The sequence below is a fragment of the Streptomyces sp. NPDC096311 genome (assembly GCF_044763085.1).
Lineage (GTDB): Bacteria > Actinomycetota > Actinomycetes > Streptomycetales > Streptomycetaceae > Streptomyces.
This window is the reverse complement of record NZ_JBIWFN010000012.1, coordinates 188,703-211,883: the sequence shown is the minus strand read 5'-3', so window position 1 is coordinate 211,883 and position 23,181 is coordinate 188,703. Positions and strand designations below refer to the sequence as shown.

Genomic DNA, 23,181 nt, shown 5'->3' with positions numbered 1-23,181 from the left:
GCACCGACGAGATCCCGCCCTCTGGCCTGCAGGTATCTCTCCCTCGAACGGCATCGGCAGTACGGTGTCCCCCATGCGCCCCGACACGTCTGCCGAGCACGTCGACCACCACGCCGAAGCAGCGCGCCTGGAGCGGACCGCAGGCCTCTACCCCGAGGACGCCGAACACCTGCTCGTGCAGGCCGCGGCCCACCTCGAACTGGCCGGCGACCGCCCCGGAGCCACCGCGCTCTACGACCGCCTGCTGTCGTCCTCGACCCCCCTGGAGCACCCCCACCTGGTCCGCGCCCTCAAGGCGTCGAACCTGTGGGAGTACGGCCACGAGGCCGAGGCCCGGGCGATCATCGACGGCATCCGCGCCGCGTCTCCCCGGGACCCGGCCCCCTGGGTGATCGTGGCCGAGGCCCTGGAGTCCCACGACGAACTGGAAGCGGCGCAGGAGACGTTCACCCAGGCCGCGCAGCTCCTCCTCTCGGAGACGTCGGAGCCCCCGTACGCCGCCCACCCGCTCCTCTTCGGCCGCCACCGCGTCCGCCGCATGCTGGGCGCGGCCCACGACGACTGGGACGCCCTGGCCGACACCCTCCACTCGTCCCCGGTCTCCCTCGACGAACTCCACGACCCGAAGCGCGTCTGGTCCCTCGGCTCGGACAACCCCGCCGAACTCCAGGCGGAGATCTCCCGCCTCAGGGCGGAGCTGGGCACGTTCAGGGAGGCGCTGTCCCGCCCGTTCCCGGTGGCGATCCTGCACTGGCCGACCACCGAACTGACGGAACTCCTCACGGCGTACCCCACCCTCACCTCGGAGTACCCGTCCCACGAGGAACACCTCGCGACCATAGAGGCGTCGCTACGGGAACTGGCGACTTCCGGCACTCCGAACCTCGGCATCGTCACCGGAACCGTCCCGTCCTACGAGGCCTTCGCCGCCTCGGAGGCCTCCTCCCCGTCGGACGCGACCCTGCTCCCGCAGTACGCGACGACGCTGGCGGCGCGCGGGCTGGCGGTGGTTTGGCCGCCGCAGCGGGGCGTCGAGTGCTGGTGCGGTTCGGAGCAGGGTTACGGGGAGTGCCACGGAACCACCGCCGAGTAGCCACCGCTGAGTAACCACCTCTGAGTAGCCACCTCCGAGTAACCACCTCTGAGTAACACGACTCTCTTCCCTCCGGCTCTCCCGGCTCCCGGCTCCCCCGGCCTCGGGGCCGGGGGTACCGGGCGTCATCAGCCCGCCCTCCCGGCTCCCGGAGTCATGCCGCCGTCGCCCTGCTCGGCAAACCCCAGATGTCCCAGGTGACGCCCCGGTGAAAACAATCGCAAGGATCTGAGCACCCTCGATACTCCGGGAACCCGCCCGCCACCATGGCCCTCCCAGCCTCTTCTTCCGCGGGAGTCGACCGTGAACGGTTCCTGGCAACTCGGGTTCGCCGTACTGGGCTTGGCCCTTCCCGGGATCGCGGCGCTCTGGGAGTTCGTCCTCGTCGGCCGCAAACGGCTCGGCTACCGGGTCCAGATGGACACGACCGCCCGTGACGAACGCGCCCTACCGTACGCCGGGGTGCTTCAGCAGATGCAGCGGACCAACGGCGGGCCGCTGCGTGACCCGTCCTTCGTGCTGCTGCGGATCGAGAACAGCGGCTGGGCCCCCATCGTGGAGAACAGCTACCTGGCGCCCGACCGGGGCCACGCGGGCATCCAGGTCAAGTGCCGGGGCCGCCGCGTCGTCGGCATGGTCGTGACCGAACTCAGCCGCAACGAGCTGCGCGGCTTCTTCACGCCGAGCACCGACGACCAGCACCCCACACCGCACGTCCCCGGCCTCGGTGTCACCGACGGCGTCATCGAACTGCCCAAGGTGAAACTGAACCGCGGCGACCACTACAAGGTGCTGGCGGTCCTGGAACGCGAGGAGAGCTTCACGGACGAGGAGTTCCCCGAGCCCGAGGTCGTCGCGAGCATCGTGGGCGGAGTACGCCGCGGGAAGATCAAGAAGACCGAGTACTACCCGTTCGCCTCGAAGCCGGTCAGGTGGGTGCTCGCCCTCCTCGTCATGGTCAGCGCCGTCCAGTCCATCCTCACGTTCACCAGGCACGATGCCACGGCCGCACCATTGGACTGCGCCACCGGGACGCTCACCCTGTCAGGCTCCACCGCGTTCGCGCCGGTGCTCCAGGAGGCGGCGAAGCAGTACCACAAGACCTGCCCCGACGCCTTCATCCCCATCACCAACGACACGTTCCACGGCAGCGTGTCAGGGCTCGACGCCCTGGCCGCGGCGGGCCGGAAGACCAAACTGACAGGCAGCCAGGGACTCGGCGACCGGCTGGCGTTCAGCGACGGCCCCAAGAGCGACGGCCGTCCGCAACTGCTCCCCAGACCCGTCGCCCTGTCCCTGTTCGTCCTGGTCGTCAACAAGGACGCCGGCGTCCAGGACCTGTCCCTGAAACAGATCAGGGACATCTACGCCGGAAAGATCACCAACTGGATCCAGGTGAAGGGCAACAACGTGCCCATCCACCTCGTCAGCCGCAACCCCGGCTCAGGCACCCGCACGACCCTGGAACGCCAGGTACTGGCCGACAAGCCCCTGTTGGCGGTCACCGCGAACGACTGCACTGCGCTGGACGCGACCAAGCCCGGCCGCTGCGAGGTCAGCGACACCGAGACCCTCCTGAGCACCGTGGCCTCAACGCCCGGAGCCCTCGGCCACAGCGAGGTCGGCGCCGCCACCGCACACGACGACATCCAGCAGATCCGCATCGACGGCTACCCTGCCACCCTCGAAGGCGCGGACGAGGGCGCGTACCCGTACTGGCAGACCGAGTACGCGTACACCTACGGAGAGCCGCCCGCGGACTCCCTCGCCGCGGGATTCCTGCGCTACCTCGCCAACGAGGTCGGCAAGGACGTCATCCGCTCCCACGGCGACCGCCCGTGCGCCGAACTGGCGAAGCCGCTGCTTTGCCGTCCCAGTTAGCCACGGGATGGAATTGCCGATGAGCTATCTGCGATAACTGAGCCACTGCTGCCCAAGGTTGCAGGCCTGACAACTCACCGCCTCGGCCCCGGATTTGTCAGGCGACACAGTGGTGGTTCTTCCAGCCCGACGTGTATCCGGACCTGTACCCCGACCTGTAGGAGTGTGAGTGCCCGACCGAGGGCACGTGCAGGTAGCAGCTGTAGTCGCCCGACCCAGCGTTGTAGCCCGCACGGTAACCTCGATACCAGTCTCGCGAATGGTCCTGCTTCGCGGTAGGACTCAGGGTGTCCGCGACCGACGCCTTCAAAGTCGCCGATTGCGGGACAACAGCAGCCTCGGCAACGGCTGGTGACAGCGCCAGCGAGGCGAGAAGAAGCGAGGCGAGAACGCCGAAGCATCGCCTAGGGTTGCGCTTTTCCATTTTCATGGTTGTCGCCTTCGGTGATGTGTGAATCTCCGAACTTGCGGAGTCGTGAGATTTCTGCCCTCACTTCGATCGTCCCCCTCTCTTCCCTCATACGCCACCTGGTCCGGTCCTGCTCACGTGTCGCACCCTCTGGCCACAACACGCGCACTGGGACCCCGTTCCGTTCGGCGTACGACACCACATCCGCCGTACCCCCGTACCCCCACGCCGGCTTCCCGTCCCAGACAGCGAACACTTCCTCGGCCAAGCCGACCAGAATCTCGCTGCCCGTCATATGTGCGTCCGAAGCCGACACCGTCCTGCCCGTGTGGTGCACCCGTGCCGCACGACCCATCAACTCGTCGTAGACCGGCCAGTGACTCTCCGGAAGACCTTCGCGGTACTACTCAGCGGGAACGACGACTTCGAGAGCTCCGCCATGCATCAGCACGGCCTCCGCGAACCACGCATCCGGACCGTCCGCGATGCACGAGACCCCTACCAATTCAGCCGCATCGATTTCGCGAACAGCCACTTCGAGAAGCTGCCGAACCTGCCGCTCAACGTCTCGACTCAGACCCCGATGCCCGGTAATCCCCACACGCATGGCCGATCCCACTCCTACGGGTAGAAGCCATGGAGGCGTTCACCGTGTCCCGTTCCCCGCGGCACGCCATGGCAGAGCTGCTGCTGCGAGAGTTCCTGCCGTCCGTACGGCCTGATTCCAGGAGAAGTCTCGTGTTTCCTTCGTCAAGGATCGCTGCCGCTACCACGCTCCTCACTGTGCCCCTCGTAACGAGCACGGGCGCGAGTCCTGCCGTGGCCGACGGCACAAGTGACTCCGGCGGAATCACCGAGCCGAATTTCATCGTCGTCACGGGGGACAACAACCACGTCGGTGTTTCAGGCCAGGAAAGTCACGTCGGATCCGGTCAGGTCTCGGGCACCGGACACACGGTCGGCAGCCCCAGGGGCCGCAGGACACCATCAACTTCTTCGTCCGCAACGACAGTGACTACACCCTCCATCTCGTGAGCATCAACGGAATCGCCGGAGGAGTCACAGGGCCGACGGACCTTCCTCTGCAAAGTTCCCCGACCGCCTTCCAGCAGTTCCTGTTGCCTTCCACATTCACTGCCAGCACCGCTCTGGCGACACCCCGGGTCAACTGCCCGGCGCCCTCGAGCGACACGAGCGTCAACGTCGCGAACTCCCCATGAGGTTGCGCTGCACAGCAGAGCCTCAGCCGTTCCCGGCGAGATCCGGAAGACACGTCATAGCCCAGATCTGCCAATTTCCAGATCAGCCCGGGCAGCCCGGCCGCACGCAGCAACGTGACGTTCGCCGTATCGAGGACGACGACCCGCTGAACCACAGGGCACGTCTGGGGTGTCCGATCGACGCCACGGCCTCATCAGCGACACCGACTGTCCAGGTCACCTTCGCCTGGCTACACGACCTCCGGCACCTGCGCTGGGAACCACGCTCCGACATCCACGGAGCCTCCCTCAAACTCGCCTGCTGTCCCATCACTACCGACAACTCAAGTCAACGCGCGGGCAGTTGTTAGAGTCATGACATGGCGACAGAAGTTGACGCGATCGTGCCCGGAAATGTACGCACGCGAGCAGAGATCAAACGGGTGTTCGGAGGAAGCACGCAGGGCGGTATATGCCCCGCAATCGAAGAGCGGAGTGTCAACCTCTACTCGGACCCCAGCGTCGGAGAGGTAAACGGCTACTACGACGGTTGGCTGGCAGAGGAAGACGATCTGGGGCCCATCTTCGAGTACACCGGGGCCGGGAGGTCTGGCAATCAGACGTTCGCCGGATCCGCCGGCGCGGGCAACCGAGCCATCCTGTCCCACGCTGAACAGGGTCGAACATTGCGAGTTTTCAAACAGGTCGGTCAGGATCCCAAAAGCGCTGCCAAGACACATCAGTACCTCGGTGAATTCGCTCTAGATGCATTGGAACCTTACGTGTGGCGCAGAGTTCATGGCCAGGACGGAAGGAAGCGCAATGCAATCGTTTTTCGCCTTCGACCGGAAGGGGAAACGCAGCGCTCTTCAAATAGCTTGATCCCAGTTGCGAAAGAGACCACATGTGAACTCGTCCCCCTCGATGTAGTTACTGCAGCGACCCTTCAAAGCGATCCCGCGACTATTGGGGGGCTGGCCTTTCTTAAGCAGCCGAGAAATAAATCCAGCTCTTCGCGAAAAGCCGCCAAGAATGCCGCTACCAGCGGCACGTTCGTTGCCTCGGAAGCCTTCAATAAGAAGATGAGTCTTCGCTCGTCGACCGCAGCACACATCGCTGTGCGTCGTGAAGCAGAGCTAACTCGTACCTACATGGCCTTTCTTAAATCTGTGGGACGCAAAACCGGCGCCTTCCAAATAAAGGTCAAGGGCCTTACGGCCACCCTGAGGACAGATCTCTATGATGCAACGGAGCACGTACTCTACGAAGCTAAGGGATCTAGCGCCCGCGAGGACGTAAGAATGGCTCTCGGGCAAATTCTAGACTACAGCCGCTACGTACTGACTGAGGACCACGCGGAGCCACCCAAGCGGGTCATTCTTCTCCCCGCAAAGCCAGATCTGGACATGTTCGATCTGTGCGAATCTTACGGGGTTGAAATAATTTACAGATCAGAAAACGGCAGCTTCATTGGCGAATCTGTACCAGTCGACTAAGCCCTCGAAGTACTCCCCTCAGCCTTCTAACATCTTAGACGGCCTACCTACGGGAGACATACGCCATCGACGCGAAATGACGCCGAGGCGAGTTGCTCCGGCGTATGGCACGAGGTCAATCGGATTCATCCACGCATCAGAGAAATGAATATTCAAGTGTAGTGCGAGAGCCAGGAGGATATCCTGAGATGCATCCGCATCTATTTGCGCGAGTAGAGACCCCGGCTCGGGTGAGCGTTCGAGAAGGTGATTGTCAGGGTTCTGCCACTGCAGTTGCCCCTTACCCAACACCCATACACTATCAGGCCATTCGGTCGGAGACCGAGTTTGGCACCAGTCCATGAGGTGGCTACCGATGGTCTCCAATTTGAGACTGTCAAAGGCGACGATAATCCCAGAGGTTGGAAAAAAGTCGTAGACTTTCCCATGGGCTGACGTTTTTCGCGGAATAAGGCCAGGCGTCGGGCGATAGGAAGCCTTCGACATGCGGCGCAGTTTACTTATTTTGTTACATGCGTCTACAAGTTGCTCCTTATCTAGTTTAGTCTTCACTTCGACGACGCCATAAACGCACTCATTTGGGAGAATTCGGTACCCGTTTAGGGTAGTGAAAGGCGGGGTTCCCCGATCCGCAAGAACGATGTCGCATTGAGGAGAGGTCTCACCTGAGGCAGTGATGATTTCAGCGTTATGTACCGTTTCCACATGGGATGGTAGATAGCTGGCGAGAAACTCGCGAACAAGAGCTTCTCGGGAAGTTCCCGCTTCGCCGTTATGTCTGAAGTTCCTTGACTGCTCAAAATCTGCACGCATTCGCATAGCAACTGAGCCCAGGATTCTTCCAAGCTTCTCTTGAGACATGAAATGATTCTAGAGTAGTCCACAGGCTTCTGCAGCTACGGACGGCAACAAGGACGAGGCATCTCGACTACGGCGAACCGTCGTTGCCCATGGAAGGCCGCCCCCTGTGGCATAACTACGGCACGCACCTTAGGAGTTTGATCCCTCCACTCCGACATACAGTGGGAGTAATTGCTGCAGCAGCTTGACTTTGGCCCAAGCATGCCCCACTGGCACCGTCTTCGGGATCAAGATTGGGGTGTGAGGCAACGGCTACATGGACACCGATGCAGGGCGCTTGCGGCGATCGTGCCCTGTCTGGCCAAGCGCCAAGGGGTATCCCCACGTCCAGCGATCGGTCAACGCCTGCCCACTGTCAGTGCCCTCTGTTACACATGGGCACAACCGTCTGAGCGATCAAGGGAGCCAGCGTGTCCGAGTCGGGGGATCTGACGCAGCCTGCCGTAGGGGTGTACGAGGAGCTCATCACCGTGCGCTTCGAGCAGAAGCTGAAGGAGTTCGCGAGCCTCGGGTGGCATCCGGTGAGCGATGCAGTGGGAGCTGAGTCCGTTTCCCATGTACTGGCAAGACATATCGCTCAGACCGTGCGCCGTGTTCTACACAGCCTCCCTGCCGAGGAGCGGGTTTACGCGGCGAACCACATCTTGGAGTCCATCAGCACTCTTGAAGGAGCGCAGGAGTGGGTGGAGTTGGTGGCGGACGGTCCTCGCCAACTCCTGGCGCTGACACGGCAGGAGGCTCCCGGTGTCTTCGCCATACGGCCAGGCATCCCGCTCTCTGATACGGCGCTCATCACAAACTCGCCCGAGGATCCAAGCCTCGGCTTCGAGCTGCGCGCGGAGCTAGCCACTGCTGACCGTGTCGACCTACTCTGCGCGTTCGTGAAATGGCACGGTCTGCGCATCATCGAGCAATCCCTGAAGGCGGCCCATGAGCGGGGCGTACCGATACGCGTCATCACGACGACGTACATCGGAGCGACCGAACGGCGCGCGCTGGATCGGCTGGTGCAAGAATTCAACGCCCAGGTCAAGGTCAACTACGAGACACGCTCTACTCGACTCCACGCCAAAGCATGGCTGTTCCGGCGTGGGAGTGGCTACGACACGGCGTACGTCGGCAGCTCCAACCTCTCCAAAGCCGCCCTGCTCGATGGCCTGGAGTGGAACGTCCGGCTGTCTTCCATCGCCACTCCCAACGTGTTGCGAAAGTTCGAAGCAACCTTCGAGGCGTACTGGAGCGACCCTTCGTTCGAAACATACGATCCTGATGCGGACGGAACCCGGTTGCAGGAGGCGTTGGCGATCGCTGGAGGTACCTCCTCAACGTCCTCCGCGGACCGCAAGATCACGTTGTCCGGCCTTGAGGTACGGCCGTATCCACACCAGCGCGACATGCTAGAGCGGCTGGAAGTTGAGCGGGAGGTTCATGACCGGCACCGCAATCTGCTGGTGGCCGCCACTGGCACCGGCAAGACTGTGATGGCGGCACTCGACTACAAACAGCTGCGCAAGAAGCATGGCCGTGACCTGCGACTATTGTTCGTCGCGCATCGCAAGGAAATCTTGCAGCAGTCCCTGCGGACTTACCAAGATGTCTTGGTGAACCCAAACTTCGGCGAATCCCTCCACAGCGGGGAGATCCCAGAGCGCTGGACGCACGTCTTCGCCAGCGTGCAGTCGCTGAACGCTCGAGCGCTGGACCAGCTCGCTCCCGATTACTTCGACGTAATCGTGATCGACGAGTTCCATCACGGAACCTCACCGACGTATCGGAAGATCCTCGATCACTTCCAGCCGTTGGAGCTGCTGGGACTGACGGCGACCCCCGAGCGCATGGACGGCAAGAACATCCAAGATGAGTTCTTCGATGGCCGGATCGCTGCCGAAATGCGCCTATGGGAGGCTTTGGAGAACGATCTCCTCAGCCCTTTCCACTACTTCGGTATCAGTGACAACACCGACTTGAGTGCGGTGGAGTGGAAGCGTGGAGCGTACGACGCGAGCGCTCTGAGTACTGTTCTCGCGGAAAATGACGCGCGGGCCCTGTTGGTCGTGAAGGCCGTCAAGGAGAAGGTCTCCGAGCCAGGAGCCATGCGGGCTCTAGGCTTCTGTGTGTCGGTCGCGCACGCACACTTCATGGCAGAGTACTTTCGCGCGGCCGGCCTCAATGCCGTAGCTCTGTCAGGCGAGTCTCCAGCCGACCAGCGTAATCAGGCACTGTCTGACCTCAGGTCGGGGTCATTGCAGGTGATCTTCTCGGTCGACCTCTTCAACGAGGGCCTCGACATCCCCGACGTCGACACCCTACTCCTGCTGCGCCCCACCTCCAGCGCAACCGTGTTCCTTCAGCAGCTCGGCCGAGGCCTCCGACGCACTGAGGAAAAAGCAGTGCTGACCGTGCTGGACTTCATCGGTCAACACCGCAAGGAATTCCGCTTCGAGAACCAGTTCCGAGCGCTAACGAACCTCACCCGCAAGCGACTCCTGGACAACATCGAGCATGGCTTCCCCCAGCTACCCTCCGGCTGCCAGATCATTCTTGAAGAGAAGGCAAAGAAAACCATCATCGCCAATATCAAAGATCAGATCGGCGTCAATGTGACAGCTCTCGCTCGCGAAGTCGCCGACTATGCCGAGCCAAGGCTGAGCCGGTACCTGGATGAGAGTGGCCGCGAGCTAAAAGAGCTTTACCGAGGAAACGGGAACTCATGGACTGGGCTCCTCCGTCGGTCTGGTCTCCTGAAGGGCGAGGCGCCTGAAGGCGAAGCTATGCTACTCAAGCGGGTTTCCGCGTTCCTGCACGTGGACGACCCGCTGCGCGTCTCCGCGTACACAAGGCTGTTGGAAGACGATGCCCCCGCATACGGCGCACTCGATGAGCAGGGTCAAGCCTACGCCCGCATGCTCTTCTTCCAACTGTGGCCGCTCGGCGGAAACACCCGCAAGGGCTTCGCCAATTACGACGCCGGGTTCACGATGCTGCACCACCAGCACGCGGTACGCAACGAGCTACGCCAAGTGCTGGAGTACAACCTCGCCCACACCGAGCATGTCCCGATCCCACTCCTAGGGGTCGGTAGCAAGGCCGGTATTCCACTGACCGTGCACGCTTCCTACAGCCGAGAAGAGATCCTCCCCGCGCTCGGGCAATCCTTCATCGGCGGCTTCATGCCGGGCGACTTCCGCGAGGGGGTGAAGTGGTGTGATTCGATCAAGACCGACGCCTTGCTCATCACCTTGGACAAAGACGAGAAGGACTTCTCCCCGCAGACCCGCTACCACGACTATGCGCTCAGCGAGACCCTCTTCCACTGGGAGTCCCAGAACCAGACCTCGGCCACGTCACCCACTGGGCTCCGCTATCAGCACCACGCCATCGCGGGCAGCCACGTCTTGCTCTTCGTACGCCGCTACAAGAGCACTGACATCGGCGGAGCCCAGCCGTGGATGCTGCTCGGCCCCGCCGAGTACGTCGAGCACAAAGGAAGCAAGCCGATGGCGATCACGTGGAAGCTGACACACGAGATTCCGGCGGACGTATGGACATACTCCGCGATCGCTGCCGGCTAACACCTCAGAGCGAGTCTCCCTCAGCGCCGGTGTCTGCCTCGAGGTGCATCTGGGCACGGTCCAGCGCCTCGTTCACGTCACGGCCGTGCGCTTGCAGCCAATGAAGGAGGTCGGCGATGACGGCGATCGCCGTTTCCTCCACCACGGCCACGCTTGACGTGCTCGCCTCCGCGCCCCGGTTCAGTTGCGCTGCGTCGTAGAGACCGAGCATTGCCCCTGCTCTTGCCACACGGACACCTCCTGTATGACCGTTGGGCGAGCTCAGGCTGGTGGCCAGTTCGCACCAGGTGACCTTTCGGTCGGCATGGAGTTGGACGCCCCAGCGATCGGCGATGGCGTCGACGAGCGCCATGCCGCGACCGCCCTCGGAGTCGGCGCCCGCATCGAGGAGCGTCGGAAGAGCCCGAGGGTCGGGGTCGTGGACCTCGATGCGCAGGTGCGTGCCATCCATTGAGACGGTGAGGGTGGTCGGGGTACCCGGGCCGACATGCGTGATCACGTTGGAAACGAGTTCGCTGACGCAGAGTTGGGCCGCGTCGATGACTTCGTGCAAGCCCCAGAGGTCAAGGTGCAGTCGCATGATGCGGCGCAAAGCTGCTACTTCTTCAGGTTCTGCCGTGAAGGCCAAGTCCCACGGCTTCCGTGACATACACGTCTGGTGGATCACCGAGACCCCTCTCATCGGCGGCAACTTCCTTGCCCCCTACCTGTTCGGCGGAGCGTTACGTGTGCTCACTCTGGGTGGCGTTGCTTGCCAGGATGGCGCCCGCGCATCCCGCCGTGCAATATGCACGGCGGGATTCCCACGTCCGAGTGATTGGCAAGCTCACCCCTTGGCGCGAGACTGAACGCCCGTTATCAGGAGGCCTTTTCAGGAAGGGGCTGGGATGGCCGGATCCCCGACTGCACGTCGTCGACGTCTCTCGATCGAGCTGAAGAAGCTCCGCGAGCGGAATGCGCTGACCTGCGCGCAGGTCGGTGATGCGTTGGACTGGAGCGGCTCCAAGGTCAATCGGATGGAGACCGGCAGCGGCAAGGTCCAGCCGTCCGACATCGATGCCCTGTGCCGGTTCTACGACACCAGTGATGAGTTGCGCGAGTTCCTGAAGGCGCTGGCCCGGCAGGCCAGGACGCGTGGTTGGTGGCAGGTGCACGGCGCCGGAGTTCCCGAGTGGTTCTCTATCTACATCGGCCTGGAGCAGGACGCCTCCACGTTGCGCCAGTACCAGTGCGAGTTGTTGCCGGGTCTCATGCAGACGTCGGCGTACGCCGGCGAACTCCACAAGACCGGTGCGCACATGTCCGCTCAGGACATCGCTCGTGCGGTCCGTGTGCGCATGGAACGGCAGGCAATGCTGACGCGGCCCGACGGTCCCGACGCCTGGTTCGTCGTGAACGAAGGTGCGTTGCGCAATGTCATCGGGGACCGAACGCTGATGCGCGAGCAGCTGGAACGCCTCTTGCAAGCGGCCGAGTTGTCGAGTGTGACCTTGCAGGTCCTGCCTTTCGATTCAGGTACCTATCCGGCCACGGGTTCGTTCACCATGCTTGGCTTCCCCGACCAGGAGGACCCCGACCTCGTATATCGAGACGGCATCACCGATGCCGTCTATCTCGAAGGCGAGCATCATGTGCGTGAGTACACGAGGGCCTTCGACGGACTGCGAGCAGCGGCGTTGAGCCCTCAGCGCTCCGCCGAACTGATCAAGACCGTTCTTAAGGAACACTCGAGATGAACAGTGCACCGTCCGTGCCCGTCTATGCCTCTCCTTGGTTCAAGTCCTCCTACAGCAACGGCGCAGGCGGCGAATGTGTCGAGTGCGCCCGCAGCGTGGACGGCACCCTGGTGCGTGATTCCAAGAAGACCGGTGGGCCCGTGGTCGCCTTCCGCGCAGATGCTTGGCAAGCCTTCATACAGACTGTGGAGAGTGGCGCTCCGACAGCGGCGTGAGCGGACACTCGTTACACCGTAGGCCTGACTGTTGACGGTGCCGTGGGATCGCGGTCCGAAGGGGTGGGGTCCGAGGTGGGCATGCGCTCCGCTTGGCTGGGATGTGGGCGCAGTTTGCGGGGCGCGGGCGCCTCTCGCAAGCACGCCGAGTCGGCTCAGCGGCTGCGGGGAGTGGGTGGGCGCGCGGGCGCGTATCGAGGCAAGCCGGGCCGGGTTGGCGGCCCATCGGAGGTGGGGGAGCAGCTGGGTGCAGCTGGGCTACTCGCGGTAGACGGGTGGGCCGTTGGTGTAGGTGTGGTGGGTGGGGCTCGTCCAGGTGGTGGTGCCTGTGTGAGGGTCTCGGGTGACCTTCCAGCCTGGGTGGTGGGTTTTCAGGCGGTGATGGCGTCGGCACAAAGGCTGGAGGTTGTCCGGGACCGTTTGGCCGCCGTGGTGTGGGTGGTCGTGGTTGAAGGGGCGGATGTGGTCCAGGTCGCAGCGGTGGGCCGGCATTCGGCAGGATGGGAACGCGCAGTACTGGTCGCGGGCCAGCACCTGGCGGGCCGTGTCCGCGGTTGGTTTGTACGTTGTCGGGTCCGACTTGATGAGCAGGCCCGTCTCCGGCTGCGTGATCAGGCGGCGCCAGATCGTGCCCGGAGCGAAGGCGATTTCGCGGGCCTGCGTGGCGGTGATCGGGCCGTAGCCCTTCAGCTCCGCCGGGCCCTCGTCCACGCCCAGAAGGATGTCGAAGGGGACTGTTACCTGTACCACCGCCGCTCCTCGTCCCGAGCGGACTGCCCTATCTGAAGTTGCTTTCAGGCGAGGCTGGTTGACTACCAAGTCGTAGAGGGCGTCCGCTCGCTTCTGGTCCAGGGTTCGGTCGTCATCCGTATAGGTGGCCGCGTGGGTCGACACTGCCTGTTCCATCGCGGCGGTCTGCTGGGCGGGGAGGATCGCGCCGAACAAGGCCATCCCGTCGTCTTGCTGATAGCAGAGCGTCTTGCGCTCCCGGTTTCGCTGCGCGTGTCGGTGCTCGGCTCCGTCCGGGTCCGCCCGGTGGATCTGGTGGCGCACTGACACCATGGTCTGCCCGGCTGCTTGCGACGGCATCTTCGTGAGCATGGCTGCCTCTACCTGACCGGTCACCTCGTCGGACAGGACCCGGCACTGGTCGGCCAGCGTCCTTGCCTGCGGGTAGGAGATCTGGCCGCCCGCCAAGAGGCCGAGGGTGGCCTGATGACGGGTCTGCAGCAGCGTGGCGGTGGCCAGGCGCTGGCCCGCGGTGATGTTGGCCAGGCGTAGGGCGCAGGCTACCTCCTCCGTGGCGCAGTCCCACGTGGCCAAGAGTTGCGCGTCGAAGTCTTCGCCAGAAGCGGGCACTTCGGTGGGATCGGAGGTGTTGTCCGTGTGCGCCGCGATCGCCGCCAGTACATCCACCTGCTTGGCCTGCAGCCACGACATGTGTTGTTCCAGCACTGCCAATACGTCGATCCGACCACGCGGCGACAACTGCCCGATGTCCAGGGCGTCCAGGGCCGCGGCGGTCTCGGCCGACGGTGGCTGGTCCCTCAGCCGCGCTGCCCACTCATCCTGCGACACTGGCCCCTGCCGCAGTGGCCCGGCTGGGGACTCCGCGGATTTCGGCTCCGGGAGGGCTGCGCACGGCTCGAATTCCATCGTGGTTACGGCCAACGCGCTCACCCCCCAGCAGGCGTCCGACAGCTCCGCGACCCACCCTTCACATCAGGGCAAGTTGACTCCCCCATCATCCATCACGCAGCGTAATAACGCCAGGTGAAATGCTCACTCAGTGAGACACATCCGACTCCCTCCAGCGCCCGTCGTTTGGCGTATGCCCTATGTCGCGGACAGGAGCTTCGATACTGCTGCGTGCTCAGGTGCAATGCCCGGCCTGTGCGCGGGTGCTGCAACCACTTTCCGTACAGGAAGCTTTCGTGCATGAGGCATCGGTGCTGCAGCGCCGCTGATCAGGTCGGCTGGCGGCGCTGGCCTCGTCAATCCCTCACTGTGGTGGAGGAGTCGGGCAGGCTGCTCGGCTCGCGCGTGGCCTCCTGACCGGAAGGGCCGGACTGAACAGATGGACCGGATGGATCAGATGGACCGGACATGTCGGGTGAGGTGTCCTGTGCGGTCAGCCGTCGTACCCCCGGTATCGCCGCCGTGGCCAGGCAGGCCGTTGCGACCAGGGCGGCCGCGGCGGTGAGCGGTACCGCGGTGCCCCAGGCGTTTGCCGCCAGGGGTGCCAGTACGTAGCCGAGCGGCATGGCGGCCATGGAGACCAGCCAGTCGTACGAGGTGACGCGGGCCAGGGCGTGGGCCGGGATGTGTTCCTGGACGACCGTTTCCCACACGGGGTTGAGGAAACCGAGTGCGGCGAGTGCCAGTCCGTACGAGATCACGAGCAGCGGTACGGGGCCGGGCATCGCCAGCACGATCAGCGGCAGGGCGTAGCTGGCCAGGCCCAGGTTCCCGGTCAGGACCGGGCGTCGCAGGCGGGCCCGGCCGGCCAGGAGCGAACCGGCGAGCAGTCCGATCGCGCCCGCTTGGAGGACGACCAACCAGACCCCCTCCCCGCCGAGTTCGTGCAGGGCGACGATCGGGCCGAGGGTGGCCAGCACTGCCGCCGCCCCGTTCCATACGCCGTGCGCCAGCAGACTGGTCCAGTACCAGTCCCGGCTGCGTACCTCGGTCCAGCCCTCGGTCAGGTCGGCGCGCAGCGAGCGGTGTTCCACCGGTACCCGCTCGATCCGGATCGCGGCCAGCGTGCCCGCGCTGACCAGGAAGGACACCGCGTCCAGGACGAACGCCCAGCCCGCGCCCACGGTCGCGAACAGCAGGGCGGCGATCGCGGGGCCGGCCAGCCGTGCCGTACTGGACGCCGTGCCCAGCAGAGCGTTGGCCTGTTGTCGGCCGGGGCCCGCGCTCACCGTCCCCGTGACGAGCGGCGCCTGTGTCGGCATGGCGAATGCCGATGCCGTCCCGCCGACCGCCTCGGCGGCCGCGATGTGAGCCAACGCCGGGTCTCCACCGATCAGTTGGAGTCCCACGAAGAGCTGGGCCGCGCACCGCACCAGGTCCGTGATGAGCGCGACCAGCCGGGCGTCGAAGCGGTCGGCGATCACTCCGCCGATCGGCAGCAGCAGAAGCCGCGGCACCATCGCACAGCCCAGGACGAGCGCGAGCGCGGACGCGGACCCGGTGGCCCTGGCGACGGCGATGGCGAGGGCGGCCGGGGTGACGGCGTCGCCCAGCAGGGACACGCAGCGCCCGGCGAAGAACAGACGAAAGGCGGGAAGCCCGAGTGGATTCACAGCGCAGAATGTATTTCGGTACCTAATCTTTCGTCAACGAAATACTTCGGTCAGTGATGGCTCCGCAGGAGCGAAGGTCAGCAGGAACGAAGGTCAGCGGCGGCGGCTCCGGACGCGCCGGCCGGCAACCCCTCATGAGCCACGGGCGCCATAGGATCAGCCCATGGAGGACCATGACAGGACCAGTGGGCGTGACCGGATCGATGGGCATGACTGGACCGATGGGCATGTCGACCGCTGGCTGCCCGTGCTGCCTGGCCTCGACCCTGACGTCGAGGGCGCGGTCACCCGTATGAAACTGATCTCCAGTCACCTGCGCCGGGTCCGCGAGCGGTCCCTGGTCGACTTCGGCCTCCAGCGGCACGAATTCGACACCCTGCACTCGCTCGCCGGGCGCGGTGGCCACGCCGCCCCCTCCGAACTCGCCGCCGACCTCGACCTGGCCCCCGCCTCGGTCACCGGGCGGCTCGACGCCCTCGAACGGCGCGACTACGTCCGTCGCGTCCACTCCGCCGCCGACCGTCGCCGCGTCGACGTCCAGCTCACCGAGGCCGGGCGGGCGGCCTGGCTCGGCGCGATGGACGTACTCGGCGATGAGGAGTCCCGTCTGCTGGGGGCCCTCGACGCCGCTGAGCGCAAGGCCCTGTCGGACATGCTCCGGCGCATCATGCTCGTCGCCGAGCGGTCCGAATCCGCCTAGCGGGAGGGTGGCCGCCGACCGGTCGTCTGCGCGCGTTAGCCTCGGTTTGTTCGACAGACGCAGGCAGGAGCGGGAGGCAGCAATGGCGAAGGTACCGGCCGCGGCGGTGGCCGCGGGTGGGCTCATCGGTGGGTACGGCGTGGCCCGGTGGACCAAGAAGCGGCAGCTCGGCGGGGTGGTGCTGGCGGCCGCCGGGGCCACGGCCGCGCAGCAGTGGCGGCGGCAGGCCGGCGGGAAGGCCGCCGGTGCGCTGACCGTCGCGTACGTCGCCGCCTTCGCCGGGTCCCACCCGCTGGCCAAGAAGGTGGGCGCCTGGCCCTCCGTGTTCGGCGTCGCCGGTGCCGTGGCCCTCGCCTCGTGGGCCGTGGCCGACCGGCGGGCCTGAGCAGGCAGCACATAGCAGGTAACAGGTTCAGAGCACCGCGGGCTTGAGAGCCTGAGGGTTTGCGTGCCTACGAGGCCGCGGCAGTGGACACGGACTCCGGAACCGGGACGGGAACCGGGACTGGAACCGGTACCGGAACCGGGGTTGGTCCCGTGCTCTGGAACGCGCGGCGGTACGCGTACGGGCTCGTTCCCACCACCCGCTTGAACCGCTCCCGGAACGCCGTCGGTGAGCCGAACCCCGCCTGGGTCGCGATGCGTTCGACCGGGTACGTGGTCGTCTCCAGGAGGTACTGGGCGCGGCGGACCCGGGCGCGGTGCAGCCACTGGAGCGGTGTGGTGCCGGTCTGGTCGCGGAAGCGGCGGTTGAGCGTACGGGTGCTCATGCCGGCGTGGGCGGCGATGTCCTCCAGGGTCAGCTCACGCTCCGCGTTCTCCTCCAGCCAGGCGAGGAGGGGCTCCATCGTGGTGCCGGCCGGTACCGGCGGCTGGTCGTGGATGATGAACTGGGCCTGGCCGCCCTCCCGTTCGAGCGGCATGACCGACATCCGGGCCGCGTGCGCGGCGACCGCCGAACCGTGGTCGTTGCGGATCATGTGCAGGCACATGTCGAGGGCGGCGGCCGCGCCCGCCGAGGTGAGGAACTGGCCGTTGTCGACGTAGAGGACGTTCGGGTCGACGGTCACGGCGGGGTACCTGGCCGCCAGGTTCTGCGCCGCGACCCAGTGGGTGGTGGCGCGCAGCCCGTCCAGCAGGCCGGTGGCGGCGAAGACGAAGGCGCCCACGCAGATCGAGGCGATCCGGGTGCCGTTCGCGGCCGCCGCGCGCAGCGCCTGCGTCACGCCCGGCGGGAGCGGGGCGGCCGGGTTGGCGACGCCGGGCAGGATGATCGTGTCGGCCTCGGCCAGCGCCTCCAGGCCGTAGGGGGCGCGGATCGTGAACGGGCCCGCGCTCACCTCCGCGTCCGCCGTGGGCGAGCAGACCCGGATCCGGTAGGGCTCCCGGCCGTCCGGCAGCCGGGCCCAGCCGAAGGTGTCGATCGGGGCGGAGAGGTCGAACGGGATGACCTGGTCGAGCGCCAGTACGGCCACGGTGTGCATGGCCAGAGCGTAGGCATACGGCGGATCGTGGCCAAGCGGGGGCCCTTAGCCTCGTGGCCTCGTAGGGCGCCCGCAGTCTCGTAGGCAGGGCGGCGCGCCCACAGCCTCGTAGGCAGGGCGCCCACAGCCTCGTACAGCTGTGTTCGGGTCGCGCCTCGTGGCTGTGTCCGGGCCGCCGATTCCCTGCGTCGTGGCGGCTGGCGAGAATCCGTTGGGCCCTGGCAGAAGTGCCGCTTCTGCAAGATCGCGCGCGGCCCTAGCGTCGGCCCGTGAACAAGTTCCTTCTCGCCGTGCACGTCCTCGCCGCGATCGTCGCCGTCGGGCCCGTCACCGTCGCCGCCAGCATGTTCCCGCCCAGTGCGCGCAAGGCGCTCGCCGAGCCAGGGGACGCCCAGGCCCTGTCCACCGTGCGGGTGCTGCACCGCATCTGCCGTGTGTACGCGACGGTCGGCGTCGCCGTGCCCGTGTTCGGGTTCGCCACGGCCAAGAACATGGGCGTGCTCGGCGACACCTGGCTGATCGTCTCGATCGCGCTGACGGCCCTGGCCGCCGTCGTCCTCGCCGCGCTGGTCCTGCCCCGGCAGACCGCGCTCATAGAGGACGTGGAGGGCATCGGTACGGGCGGCGAGGGGGCTCGGCGGGCCACCGCCCGGCTCGCCATGGTCACCGGGCTCTTCAACCTTCTCTGGGCCACCGTCACGGTCCTGATGATCGTCCGACCGGGGTCGACCACGGGCGCCTAGCCCTAGGATCCGGCTCATGCATGGACAGGTGAACGGACCGCACGGTCCGTCGACGCCCTCGGCCCCGGCGGCCTACCTCGCCGCCGTGGAGGGCCGGCTGACAGCCGACGGGTGCGCCACCCGCTGGGAGGACTGGGCCGGGGTGCCCGTGCTGGTGGGGCGACGGGCGGACTTCCGGCTGCGCTGGATGGCGACGAAGCTGCATCTGTTCACCTTGGCCGCGGCGGTCCCGGAGATCACCGTGCCCGTCGTCGAGGGCTTCACCGAACAGGTGACGAAGTACGCCAAGGACACCAAGGGCGGCCTGCCCGTCGGTCTGCAGAACGGGGTCGGCGCCTTCCCCGTCCTGGTCAGCGACCGCGTCGACCCGGCCGCCGTACGGTGGGCGGAGGAGCGCCAGCGGGTCCGGTTCGCCTGTATGACGCGGCCTGTCGTCGTCGACAGTGCCCGGCCCTACGTGGGGATGTACCGCGGAAAGCCTGCCCTCGGGCGCGTCTACGCCGGGTACTTCATCGAGAAGGGCTCGCGGTACTTCTACGGCGCGTGAGCCGTCCCCCGCTGGGCGTTCACCACCACCGGGCGAGGCTGAGCGCCTCGTCCGACGAGGCCCTGGAGCCCTTCGATCCCCTGGAGCCGCTGGAGGCCCTGGAGCCCTCGGAGTCCCAGGAGTCCCCGGAGCCCGCCGGCTTCGCCCAGTCCGCCGCCCGGTACCGCCTCGCCACCGCCGTCGCGATCAGCACCCCCGCCGCGACCACCAGCGTGAAGAACGCCCAGGTGAGTGGCCAGACCGCCGCGTCCGGGGGCTCCGGGTGGGAGTGGAAGGAGAGGTACATGAGTGCTGCCGGTGGTCCCGCCACCAGCAGCAACGGCCAGGCCAGCGCGTCCCGGCGGCCGAGGTAGGCGGCCAGGAGCAGCAGGGCGACGCCGAGGAGGACGGCGCCGAGGACGGTCACCGAGGTCGTCTCGGTGACCGACCCGGTCGCCCCGGGGCGGTTGCGCAGGTCCCAGGGGAGGCAGAGGAGGTACGCCGCACCGGAGAGGGCGGCGCCGAGCACGCGCGTCAGCCAGCGTTCCGGCCAGGGGCGCGTTCGCAGGGGGCCTAACAGCTTCTCGGTCATGCGTACGAGGGTTCCCGCCCGGGCGGCGGCCCGACAGAGTACGCGTACTCAGGTTCCCGTACTCAGGTCCCGCGCTCAGGTCCTGTGCTCAGGTCCTGTGCTCAGGCCCTGTGCTCAGGCGGAGTCCGCCGGTGCCACCGTCGACAGCGGGGGCGCGATGTCCTCCAGTGAGCGCCGTTCGGCGTTCACCGCCAGGAACGCGGCGACCAGGCCCGCCGCGCACATCAGGCCCGCACCGATCTGGAAGGCCAGCACGGTGTCGCCGACCACGCCGGACTGGGTGAGGTCCGCGAAGACCAGCGGTCCGCTGATGCCGCCGGCCGCCGTGCCGATGGCGTAGAAGAAGGCGATGGCCATCGCGCGGGTCTCCATGGGGAAGATCTCGGAGACCGTGAGGTAGGCGCTCGACGCGCCCGCCGAGGCGAAGAAGAGGGCCACGCACCAGCAGGCTGTCAGGGTCACCGCGCTCAGCGAGCCCCGGCCGAAGAGCCAGGCCGTGCCGAACAGCAGCAGCCCGGAGAGCAGGTACGTCGACGAGATCATCCGGCGGCGGCCTACCGTGTCGAAGAGCTTGCCGAGCAGCAGCGGGCCGAGGAAGTTGCCGAACGCGATCACGGCGAAGTAGTAGCCGGTGGAGCCCGCCGGGACGTCGTAGAACGTGGTCAGGATCGCGCCGAAGCCGAAGGTGATCGCGTTGTAGAGGAACGCCTGGCCGATGAAGAGGGAGAGGCCGAGCGCGGCTCGTTTGCGGTAGGTCGCGAGGACCGTGCGGGCGATGGTGAGGAAGCCGATGGTCTTGCGCTGGTGGATGGTGATCTCCCCGGCGGGGGGCGGCAGTTCGCGGTCGCCGAGGTCGGCGCGGACCTGTTCCTCCACCGACGCCACCAGTTGCTCGGCCTCTTCCTGTCTGCCGTGGATCAGCAGCCACCGTGGGCTCTCCGGGACATTGCGGCGTACGACGAGGATGACCAGGCCGAGGACCACGCCGAGGGCGAAGGTCAGCCGCCAGCCGATGTTCGCCGGGAAGAGGGCGGTGTCCAGCGCGACGATCGACAGTAGGGAGCCGCCGATCGCGCCCAGCCAGAAACTGCCGTTGATGATCAGGTCGACCCGGCCGCGGTAATGGGAGGGGATCAGCTCGTCGATCGCGGAGTTGATGGCCGCGTACTCGCCGCCGATGCCGAAGCCCGTGAGGAAGCGGAAGGTGAAGAACCACCAGGGCTCGAAGGAGACGGCGGTCAGGGCCGTGGCCCCCAGATACACCGCCAGGGTGACCATGAACAGTTTCCTGCGGCCGAAGCGGTCGGTGAGGCGGCCGAAGAACAGCGCCCCCACGCACGCACCGGCCACATAGAGGGCGGCCGCGGTGCCGGTGACCTGCGCGGAGGTGATCGGCAGGCCGCTGCCGGGCTCGGAGAGGCGTCCGGCGATGTTGCCGACGATCGTGACTTCCAGGCCGTCGAGGATCCACACCGTGCCGAGGCCGATCACCACGGTCCAGTGCCAGCGTGACCACGGGAGGCGGTCGAGACGGGCGGGAACGGCGGTGGTGACCCGGCCCCCGGCTTGATCCCGGCCTTCCCCCCGGCCCTTCTCCTCAACGGTGGGCATGAGGCTCCCTCCTCGTCGGGCGACGCCTGCCCGGGTTCCCTCCGGAGCACGGCCTACGCCCGCCCGAGTGCGGTCACACCCTCCCGAGAGGGATCTACGCCCCCACGATCCGCGACACCGTATAGATCAGCAACCCGGCCAACGAGCCCACCACCGTGCCATTGATCCGGATGAACTGCAGGTCACGGCCGATGTGGGCCTCGATCTTCCTGGTCGTGTGCTCGGCGTCCCAGCCCGCCACCGTGTCGGTGATGAGGGAGGTGATCTCGGTCCGGTACGTCGTCACCACGTACACCGCCGCGCCCTCGACCCACCCGTCGACCTTGGCCTGGAGCTTGGGATCGGTGGCCATGCGGGCGCCCAGCGAGAGCAGGGAGGCCCGCACGCGCAGCCGCAGCTCACTGCGCTCGTCCTCGGCGGCGGAAACGATCATGGCCCGTACGGCCGTCCAGGCGGAGGCGATCAGGTCCTGGACCTCGCCGCGGCCGAGCACCTCACCCTTCAGGCGCTCCACGCGCGCGCGGGTGTCGGTGTCGGACTGGAGGTCGGAGGCGAAGTCGGTGAGGAAGCGGTCGAGGGCGCCGCGGGCCGGGTGGGAGGGGGCGTCGCGCATCTCGGTGACGAAGCGGAGCAGCTCCTTGTAGACCCGCTCGCCGACCTTCTTGTCGACGAAGCGCGGGGTCCAGCCGGGCGCGCCGCCCTGGATCGCGTCCATGACCTGCTCGTCGTGGAGCACCAGCCAGTCTTGGGCGCGGATGCAGACCAGGTCCACGACCCGCTTGTGGCCGCCGTCCGCGACGATCTTCTCCAGCATCTTCCCTATGCCGGGCGCGATCTCCTGGGCGTCGGCGCGGCGGGTGATCGCCTCTCCGACCACCGCCTGCACATCGGAGTCGCGCAGCACGGTCAGGGCGCCTCTGAGCGCGGCGGCGAGCTCGGCGGTGACCCGGTCGGCGTGCTCCGGTTCGGCGAGCCAGGCACCGAGACGGCTGCCGATGCCCACGGCGCGCAGGCGCTGTCGTACGACGTCGGAGGAGAGGAAGTTCTCGCCGACGAACTCGCCGAGCGAGACGCCCAGCTGGTCCTTCTTGGTGGGGATGATCGCGGTGTGCGGGATGGGCAGCCCGAGCGGGTGGCGGAAGAGGGCCGTGACCGCGAACCAGTCGGCGAGCGCGCCGACCATGCCGGCCTCGGCGGCCGCCGCGACATAACCGGCCCAGACTCCGGCGCCCTCGTGGGACGCCCATGTCGCGAGGACGTACACGAGGGCGACGAAGAGCAGCAGGCCGGTGGCCGTCAGCTTCATCTGGCGGACACCGCGACGCTTCTCCTCGTCGGCGGGGCTGAACGAGGTCATCGCGCGGTTCGCCGGGCCGGGGACGGTCCCCGCGCGCCGCTCCCGGCCGGGGCCGGCCGGCGTGCGTTCGGCCTGGTCGACGACGGTCGTCGCGCGGTTGCCGGGGGCGCCGGGCCGGGCGGACCGCCCTTCGGCGCCTGCGTCTTCCGGTTCTGTTCGTTCCATTCACTCCACCCGTTCGCCGAGCCGTCCGAGGGCTCCGTACACATTGTCCCTTCCTGACCGACTCCCGGAACGGAACAGGAGTTCCCTGCGTCTGTTCGGACGGGGGGAACTCAGGGGAATCCTGGGGCCGTCTCCGGGACATCTCGGGGGCGTCTCCGGGGCGCCTGCGGGCCGTTCGAGGCCGCGGGAGGGGGTCCCGTCGTTTTCCTCCCCACCGCGTACCCCATTAT

The 23,181-nt window shown here is 66.5% G+C and carries 19 protein-coding genes and 1 pseudogene; 11 read left to right on the top strand and 9 right to left on the bottom strand.

The window, feature by feature from the left end:
• Nucleotides 1–73: 73 nt before the first annotated feature.
• The 3 genes from ACIRA5_RS29595 to ACIRA5_RS29585 all read left to right on the top strand — a co-directional run bounded on the left by ACIRA5_RS29595 (nt 74) and on the right by ACIRA5_RS29585 (nt 3,429).
• Entirely contained in the window at nt 74–1,093 is a 1,020-nt protein-coding gene (locus ACIRA5_RS29595) for a hypothetical protein (RefSeq protein ID WP_403695542.1), read from the top strand.
• 303 nt (nt 1,094–1,396) lie between these two features.
• Nucleotides 1,397–2,974, top strand: a complete 1,578-nt coding sequence (locus ACIRA5_RS29590) for a substrate-binding domain-containing protein (RefSeq protein WP_403695539.1) — start codon at nt 1,397–1,399, stop codon at nt 2,972–2,974.
• Between the two features lie 287 nt (nt 2,975–3,261).
• Nucleotides 3,262–3,429 carry a hypothetical protein gene (locus tag ACIRA5_RS29585; RefSeq protein WP_403695878.1) on the top strand — a complete coding sequence of 56 codons (168 nt, stop codon included), beginning with the start codon at nt 3,262–3,264 and terminating at the stop codon, nt 3,427–3,429.
• 90 nt (nt 3,430–3,519) lie between these two features.
• On the opposite strand, the pseudogene ACIRA5_RS29580 reads toward ACIRA5_RS29585, so the two are convergent.
• A pseudogene (locus tag ACIRA5_RS29580) lies at nt 3,520–3,990 on the bottom strand (hypothetical protein); the annotation flags it as partial.
• Nucleotides 3,991–4,962: 972 nt separating this feature from the next.
• On the opposite strand from ACIRA5_RS29580, the gene ACIRA5_RS29575 reads away from it, so the two are divergent.
• Nucleotides 4,963–6,078: a hypothetical protein gene (locus ACIRA5_RS29575; protein WP_403695538.1), complete on the top strand. Its 1,116-nt coding sequence runs from the start codon at nt 4,963–4,965 to the stop codon at nt 6,076–6,078.
• Nucleotides 6,079–6,096: 18 nt separating this feature from the next.
• Here ACIRA5_RS29575 and ACIRA5_RS29570 read toward each other — a convergent pair whose 3' ends face one another.
• A complete protein-coding gene (locus ACIRA5_RS29570) occupies nt 6,097–6,891 on the bottom strand; it encodes a DUF6602 domain-containing protein (RefSeq protein WP_403695852.1) in 795 nt (264 codons plus the stop codon).
• 458 nt (nt 6,892–7,349) lie between these two features.
• Between ACIRA5_RS29570 and ACIRA5_RS29565 the strand changes: the two genes are divergently transcribed.
• On the top strand, nt 7,350–10,511 hold the full coding sequence (locus tag ACIRA5_RS29565) for a DUF3427 domain-containing protein (protein WP_403695536.1): 3,162 nt from the start codon (nt 7,350–7,352) through the stop codon (nt 10,509–10,511).
• Between the two features lie 4 nt (nt 10,512–10,515).
• Here the strand turns inward: ACIRA5_RS29565 and ACIRA5_RS29560 are convergent, their stop codons facing one another.
• Nucleotides 10,516–11,160, bottom strand: coding sequence for an ATP-binding protein (locus ACIRA5_RS29560; RefSeq protein WP_403695850.1), 645 nt, complete (start codon nt 11,158–11,160; stop codon nt 10,516–10,518).
• Between the two features lie 238 nt (nt 11,161–11,398).
• On the opposite strand from ACIRA5_RS29560, the gene ACIRA5_RS29555 reads away from it, so the two are divergent.
• Both ACIRA5_RS29555 and ACIRA5_RS29550 read left to right on the top strand, forming a co-directional pair.
• On the top strand, nt 11,399–12,247 hold the full coding sequence (locus ACIRA5_RS29555) for a helix-turn-helix domain-containing protein (protein ID WP_403695533.1): 849 nt from the start codon (nt 11,399–11,401) through the stop codon (nt 12,245–12,247).
• Nucleotides 12,244–12,462: a DUF397 domain-containing protein gene (locus ACIRA5_RS29550; RefSeq protein ID WP_403695531.1), complete on the top strand. Its 219-nt coding sequence runs from the start codon at nt 12,244–12,246 to the stop codon at nt 12,460–12,462. Before ACIRA5_RS29555 ends, ACIRA5_RS29550 begins: the two co-directional genes overlap by 4 nt.
• 258 nt (nt 12,463–12,720) lie before the next feature.
• On the opposite strand, the gene ACIRA5_RS29545 is transcribed toward ACIRA5_RS29550, so the two are convergent.
• Nucleotides 12,721–14,040, bottom strand: a complete 1,320-nt coding sequence (locus ACIRA5_RS29545) for a DUF222 domain-containing protein (protein WP_403695529.1) — start codon at nt 14,038–14,040, stop codon at nt 12,721–12,723.
• Nucleotides 14,041–14,456: 416 nt separating this feature from the next.
• Nucleotides 14,457–15,773: an MFS transporter gene (locus ACIRA5_RS29540; RefSeq protein WP_403695526.1), complete on the bottom strand. Its 1,317-nt coding sequence runs from the start codon at nt 15,771–15,773 to the stop codon at nt 14,457–14,459.
• 163 nt (nt 15,774–15,936) lie between these two features.
• On the opposite strand from ACIRA5_RS29540, the gene ACIRA5_RS29535 reads away from it, so the two are divergent.
• Both ACIRA5_RS29535 and ACIRA5_RS29530 read left to right on the top strand, forming a co-directional pair.
• Complete coding sequence (locus ACIRA5_RS29535; protein ID WP_403695524.1) at nt 15,937–16,473, top strand: MarR family winged helix-turn-helix transcriptional regulator; 537 nt, start codon at nt 15,937–15,939, stop codon at nt 16,471–16,473.
• 82 nt (nt 16,474–16,555) lie between these two features.
• Nucleotides 16,556–16,858: a hypothetical protein gene (locus ACIRA5_RS29530; RefSeq protein WP_075029125.1), complete on the top strand. Its 303-nt coding sequence runs from the start codon at nt 16,556–16,558 to the stop codon at nt 16,856–16,858.
• 67 nt (nt 16,859–16,925) lie between these two features.
• Here the strand turns inward: ACIRA5_RS29530 and ACIRA5_RS29525 are convergent, their stop codons facing one another.
• A complete protein-coding gene (locus ACIRA5_RS29525; RefSeq protein WP_403695523.1) occupies nt 16,926–17,957 on the bottom strand; it encodes a GlxA family transcriptional regulator in 1,032 nt (343 codons plus the stop codon).
• Nucleotides 17,958–18,226: 269 nt separating this feature from the next.
• Here ACIRA5_RS29525 and ACIRA5_RS29520 point away from each other — a divergent pair, with 269 nt between their 5' ends.
• The gene (locus ACIRA5_RS29520; RefSeq protein ID WP_403695521.1) at nt 18,227–18,700 is read left to right on the top strand and encodes a DUF2269 family protein; all 474 of its coding nucleotides are present in this window, start codon (nt 18,227–18,229) and stop codon (nt 18,698–18,700) included.
• Nucleotides 18,701–18,716: 16 nt separating this feature from the next.
• Nucleotides 18,717–19,247: a levansucrase gene (locus ACIRA5_RS29515; protein ID WP_403695519.1), complete on the top strand. Its 531-nt coding sequence runs from the start codon at nt 18,717–18,719 to the stop codon at nt 19,245–19,247.
• Nucleotides 19,248–19,266: 19 nt separating this feature from the next.
• Here the strand turns inward: ACIRA5_RS29515 and ACIRA5_RS29510 are convergent, their stop codons facing one another.
• From ACIRA5_RS29510 to ACIRA5_RS29500, 3 genes are all read right to left on the bottom strand, one after another.
• Complete coding sequence (locus ACIRA5_RS29510) at nt 19,267–19,818, bottom strand: hypothetical protein (protein ID WP_403695517.1); 552 nt, start codon at nt 19,816–19,818, stop codon at nt 19,267–19,269.
• Nucleotides 19,819–19,932: 114 nt separating this feature from the next.
• The gene (locus ACIRA5_RS29505) at nt 19,933–21,429 is read right to left on the bottom strand and encodes an MFS transporter (RefSeq protein ID WP_403695515.1); all 1,497 of its coding nucleotides are present in this window, start codon (nt 21,427–21,429) and stop codon (nt 19,933–19,935) included.
• 94 nt (nt 21,430–21,523) lie between these two features.
• Entirely contained in the window at nt 21,524–22,951 is a 1,428-nt protein-coding gene (locus ACIRA5_RS29500) for a DUF445 domain-containing protein (RefSeq protein WP_403695512.1), read from the bottom strand.
• Nucleotides 22,952–23,181 lie beyond the last annotated feature (230 nt).

Coding starts and splice junctions, on each gene's coding strand:
- ACIRA5_RS29595 (WP_403695542.1), top strand. CDS start 74: ATGCGCCCCGACACGTCTGCCGAGCACGTCGACCACCACGCCGAAGCA.
- ACIRA5_RS29575 (WP_403695538.1), top strand. CDS start 4,963: ATGGCGACAGAAGTTGACGCGATCGTGCCCGGAAATGTACGCACGCGA.
- ACIRA5_RS29570 (WP_403695852.1), bottom strand. CDS start 6,891: ATGCGTGCAGATTTTGAGCAGTCAAGGAACTTCAGACATAACGGCGAA.
- ACIRA5_RS29560 (WP_403695850.1), bottom strand. CDS start 11,160: ATGTCACGGAAGCCGTGGGACTTGGCCTTCACGGCAGAACCTGAAGAA.
- ACIRA5_RS29555 (WP_403695533.1), top strand. CDS start 11,399: ATGGCCGGATCCCCGACTGCACGTCGTCGACGTCTCTCGATCGAGCTG.
- ACIRA5_RS29550 (WP_403695531.1), top strand. CDS start 12,244: ATGAACAGTGCACCGTCCGTGCCCGTCTATGCCTCTCCTTGGTTCAAG.
- ACIRA5_RS29535 (WP_403695524.1), top strand. CDS start 15,937: ATGGAGGACCATGACAGGACCAGTGGGCGTGACCGGATCGATGGGCAT.
- ACIRA5_RS29530 (WP_075029125.1), top strand. CDS start 16,556: ATGGCGAAGGTACCGGCCGCGGCGGTGGCCGCGGGTGGGCTCATCGGT.
- ACIRA5_RS29525 (WP_403695523.1), bottom strand. CDS start 17,957: ATGCACACCGTGGCCGTACTGGCGCTCGACCAGGTCATCCCGTTCGAC.
- ACIRA5_RS29515 (WP_403695519.1), top strand. CDS start 18,717: ATGCATGGACAGGTGAACGGACCGCACGGTCCGTCGACGCCCTCGGCC.
- ACIRA5_RS29510 (WP_403695517.1), bottom strand. CDS start 19,818: ATGACCGAGAAGCTGTTAGGCCCCCTGCGAACGCGCCCCTGGCCGGAA.
- ACIRA5_RS29505 (WP_403695515.1), bottom strand. CDS start 21,429: ATGCCCACCGTTGAGGAGAAGGGCCGGGGGGAAGGCCGGGATCAAGCC.
- ACIRA5_RS29500 (WP_403695512.1), bottom strand. CDS start 22,951: ATGGAACGAACAGAACCGGAAGACGCAGGCGCCGAAGGGCGGTCCGCC.